Origin of the sequence: Micromonospora sp. NPDC000442 (assembly GCF_042898635.1) — a bacterium.
Taxonomy (GTDB): domain Bacteria; phylum Actinomycetota; class Actinomycetes; order Mycobacteriales; family Micromonosporaceae; genus Micromonospora.
On the sequence record NZ_JBIAYZ010000047.1, the window covers coordinates 1 to 5,132 of the forward strand.

At 57.9% G+C, this 5,132-nt stretch carries 2 rRNA genes; both read right to left on the reverse strand.

The features are described from left to right. Nucleotides 1–49 precede the first annotated feature (49 nt). A 23S ribosomal RNA gene (locus tag ACFY2A_RS30445) occupies nt 50–3,160 on the reverse strand. 373 nt (nt 3,161–3,533) lie between these two features. Beyond that, nucleotides 3,534–5,048 (reverse strand): 16S ribosomal RNA (locus tag ACFY2A_RS30450). Together the 16S and 23S rRNA genes form the textbook arrangement of a ribosomal RNA operon. Between the last annotated feature and the right edge of the window lie 84 nt (nt 5,049–5,132).

Consider the following 5,132-nt stretch of genomic DNA (forward strand, 5'->3'; position numbering starts at 1 on the left):
GTGTTGTTTGTTTGTTGTGAGTTACACAGTGGACGCGAGCAGAATCTTTGTGAGCAAGTCCTCGGCCTATTAGTACCGGTCAACTGAACCCGTTACCGGGCTTACATTTCCGGCCTATCAACCCAGTCGTCTAGCTGGGGGCCTTACCCACCCCGAAGGGTGGTGGGATACCTCATCTTGAAGCAGGCTTCCCGCTTAGATGCTTTCAGCGGTTATCCCTTCCGAACGTAGCTAACCAGCCGTGCCCCTGGCGGGACAACTGGCACACCAGAGGTTCGTCCGTCCCGGTCCTCTCGTACTAGGGACAGCCCTTCTCAAGTATCCTACGCGCACGGCGGATAGGGACCGAACTGTCTCACGACGTTCTAAACCCAGCTCGCGTACCGCTTTAATGGGCGAACAGCCCAACCCTTGGGACCTGCTACAGCCCCAGGATGCGACGAGCCGACATCGAGGTGCCAAACCATCCCGTCGATATGGACTCTTGGGGAAGATCAGCCTGTTATCCCCGGGGTACCTTTTATCCGTTGAGCGACACCGCTTCCACACGCAAGTGCCGGATCACTAGTCCCGACTTTCGTCCCTGCTCGACCCGTCAGTCTCACAGTCAAGCTCCCTTGTGCACTTGCACTCAACACCTGATTGCCAACCAGGCTGAGGGAACCTTTGGGCGCCTCCGTTACCCTTTAGGAGGCAACCGCCCCAGTTAAACTACCCACCAGACACTGTCCCTGAACCGGATAACGGTCCGAAGTTAGATACCCGAATCAACCAGAGTGGTATTTCAAGATTGCCTCCACCCATACTGGCGTATAGGTTTCACCGGCTCCCACCTATCCTACACAAGCCGACTCAAATACCAATGTCAAGCTATAGTAAAGGTCCCGGGGTCTTTCCGTCCTGCCGCGCGTAACGAGCATCTTTACTCGTACTGCAATTTCGCCGGGCCTGTGGTTGAGACAGTGGGGAAGTCGTTACGCCATTCGTGCAGGTCGGAACTTACCCGACAAGGAATTTCGCTACCTTAGGATGGTTATAGTTACCACCGCCGTTTACTGGCGCTTAAGTTCTCCGCTTCGCCCCGAAGAGCTAACAGGTCCCCTTAACGTTCCAGCACCGGGCAGGCGTCAGTCCATATACATCGAATTACTTCTTCGCATGGACCTGTGTTTTTAGTAAACAGTCGCTTCCCCCTGCTCTCTGCGGCCATACAACGCTCCACCCGCGCGGGGCTTCACGTCTCCGGCCCCCCTTCTCCCTAAGTTACGGGGGCAATTTGCCGAGTTCCTTAACCACAGTTCGCCCGATCGCCTCGGTATTCTCTACCTGACCACCTGTGTCGGTTTGGGGTACGGGCCGCTCAGAACTCGCTAGAGGCTTTTCTCGGCAGCATAGGATCACTGACTTCACCTGAATCGGCTCGGCATCACGTCTCAGCCCTGTGCACCACGGATTTGCCTATGGTGCGGCCTACACGCTTACCCCGGCACAACCACCGGCCGGGCTCAGCTACCTTCCTGCGTCACCCCATCGCTTGACTACTACCCGCCAGGTTCCCACGCTCCCCCAGCTTGGTCCGAAGACCGCACCAGGATCGGGTGGTTAGCACAACGAGGTTCATCAGGGACGCTCCTTCGCGGGTACGGGAATATCAACCCGTTGTCCATCGACTACGCCTCTCGGCCTCGCCTTAGGTCCCGACTCACCCAGGGCGGATTAACCTGGCCCTGGAACCCTTGGTCATCCGGCGGAAGGGTTTCTCACCCTTCTTTCGCTACTCATGCCTGCATTCTCACTCGTGCCGCGTCCACAACTAGGTCACCCTGCTGCTTCACCCCCGGCACGACGCTCCCCTACCCACCCACACACCTGCACCAACACCCGAAGGCGCCAGCGAAGTCATTGTGTGAGTGCCACAGCTTCGGCGGTGTGCTTGAGCCCCGCTACATTGTCGGCGCGGAACCACTTGACCAGTGAGCTATTACGCACTCTTTAAAGGGTGGCTGCTTCTAAGCCAACCTCCTGGTTGTCTATGCGACCCCACATCCTTTTCCACTTAGCACACGCTTAGGGGCCTTAGCTGGTGATCTGGGCTGTTTCCCTCTCGACTACGAAGCTTATCCCCCGCAGTCTCACTGCCGCGCTCTCACTTACCGGCATTCGGAGTTTGGCTGATTTCGGTAAGCTTGTAGGCCCCCTAGACCATCCAGTGCTCTACCTCCGGCAAGAAACACGCGACGCTGCACCTAAATGCATTTCGGGGAGAACCAGCTATCACGGAGTTTGATTGGCCTTTCACCCCTAACCACAGGTCATCCCCCAACTTTTCAACGTTGGTGGGTTCGGCCCTCCACACGGTCTTACCCGCGCTTCAGCCTGCCCATGGCTAGATCACTCCGCTTCGGGTCTAGAACATGCGACTCAAACGCCCTCTTCAGACTCGCTTTCGCTACGGCTCCCCCACACGGGTTAACCTCGCCACATGCCACTAACTCGCAGGCTCATTCTTCAAAAGGCACGCCGTCACCCCTAAAGGCTCCGACGGATTGTAGGCGAACGGTTTCAGGTACTATTTCACTCCCCTCCCGGGGTACTTTTCACCATTCCCTCACGGTACTCGTCCGCTATCGGTCACCAGGAAGTATTTAGGCTTACCAGGTGGTCCTGGCAGATTCACGGCAGATTTCAGGAGTCCGCCGCTACTCGGGAACACCCACAGAAGACCAGCTGCTTTAACCTACCGGACTATCACCGTCTACGGTCAGCCTTTCCAGACCATTCAGCTAACAACTGGCTTTATAACTCCTCACACGAGTGTCAGCTCGTGTAGCAGGGTCCCACAACCCCGACCACGCAACCCCTGACAGGTATCACACGCAACCGGTTTAGCCTCAATCCGCTTTCGCTCGCCACTACTCACGGAATCACTATTGTTTTCTCTTCCTACGGGTACTGAGATGTTTCACTTCCCCGCGTTCCCTCCACACACCCTATGAGTTCAGGTGCAGGTGACACCACATGACTGATGCCGGGTTACCCCATTCGGACACCCTGGGATCACAGCTCGGTTGACAGCTCCCCCAGGCCTATCGCGGCCTCCCACGTCCTTCATCGGCTCCTGGTGCCAAGGCATCCACCGTTCGCCCTTGACAACTTGACCACAAAGATGCTCGCGTCCACTGTGCAATTCTCAACAAACAACCAACCCACAACCCACCGTCTCCCACCAGCCCGGCAACCACCGGCGGTATGAGAAACCAGGCCATGCCTGGCGCCTCCCAGGACACCACGTCCCGAGCTTCGGCACTGAAAGACAACCACCACGGGTTGTTCCTTCAGGACCCAACAGGGTGCTATCCGCCAACCACCAGCCGCACCAGAACACCCGTTCCCACCACCACAGTGGCTGTACTAGGAAAAATTCCGGCCGTTGCCGGCGCCGACTCACCAGTGTCTCCGCCAATTGAGCACCCCACCATCACATTCGGACAGCGCGGGCTCCATACCAGCTTTCGCCGGATGGTGCTCCTTAGAAAGGAGGTGATCCAGCCGCACCTTCCGGTACGGCTACCTTGTTACGACTTCGTCCCAATCGCCAGCCCCACCTTCGACGGCTCCCTCCACAAGGGTTGGGCCACCGGCTTCGGGTGTTGCCGACTTTCGTGACGTGACGGGCGGTGTGTACAAGGCCCGGGAACGTATTCACCGCAGCGTTGCTGATCTGCGATTACTAGCGACTCCGACTTCACGGGGTCGAGTTGCAGACCCCGATCCGAACTGAGACCGGCTTTTTGGGATTCGCTCCACCTCACGGTATCGCAGCCCATTGTACCGGCCATTGTAGCATGCGTGAAGCCCTGGACATAAGGGGCATGATGACTTGACGTCATCCCCACCTTCCTCCGAGTTGACCCCGGCAGTCTCCCATGAGTCCCCAACCGAATTGCTGGCAACATGGGACGAGGGTTGCGCTCGTTGCGGGACTTAACCCAACATCTCACGACACGAGCTGACGACAGCCATGCACCACCTGTCACCGGCCCCGAAGGACCCCACATCTCTGTGAGATTTCCGGCGATGTCAAACCCAGGTAAGGTTCTTCGCGTTGCATCGAATTAATCCGCATGCTCCGCCGCTTGTGCGGGCCCCCGTCAATTCCTTTGAGTTTTAGCCTTGCGGCCGTACTCCCCAGGCGGGGCGCTTAATGCGTTAGCTGCGGCACAGAGAACCGGAGAGGCCCCCCACACCTAGCGCCCAACGTTTACAGCGTGGACTACCAGGGTATCTAATCCTGTTCGCTCCCCACGCTTTCGCTCCTCAGCGTCAGTATCGGCCCAGAGACCCGCCTTCGCCACCGGTGTTCCTCCTGATATCTGCGCATTTCACCGCTACACCAGGAATTCCAGTCTCCCCTACCGAACTCTAGCCTGCCCGTATCGACTGCAGGCCCGCAGTTGAGCCACGGGTTTTCACAGTCGACGCGACAAGCCGCCTACGAGCTCTTTACGCCCAATAAATCCGGACAACGCTCGCGCCCTACGTCTTACCGCGGCTGCTGGCACGTAGTTGGCCGGCGCTTCTTCTGCAGGTACCGTCACTTGCGCTTCGTCCCTGCTGAAAGAGGTTTACAACCCGAAGGCCGTCATCCCTCACGCGGCGTCGCTGCATCAGGCTTCCGCCCATTGTGCAATATTCCCCACTGCTGCCTCCCGTAGGAGTCTGGGCCGTGTCTCAGTCCCAGTGTGGCCGGTCGCCCTCTCAGGCCGGCTACCCGTCGTCGCCTTGGTAGGCCATCACCCCACCAACAAGCTGATAGGCCGCGAGCCCATCCCAAGCCGAAAAACTTTCCACCCACCACCATGCGGCAGCAAGTGAATATTCGGTATTAGCCCCCGTTTCCGAGGGTTATCCCAAAGCCTAGGGCAGGTTGCTCACGTGTTACTCACCCGTTCGCCGCTCGAGTACCCCGAAGGGCCTTTCCGCTCGACTTGCATGTGTTAAGCACGCCGCCAGCGTTCGTCCTGAGCCAGGATCAAACTCTCCAACAAAAACCTGAAGGAAAATCCATCCCGACAACAAAAATGTTGCCAAAGGAATCCAAACCAACCAGAAAAACTGGCCAGCCCGGGAAT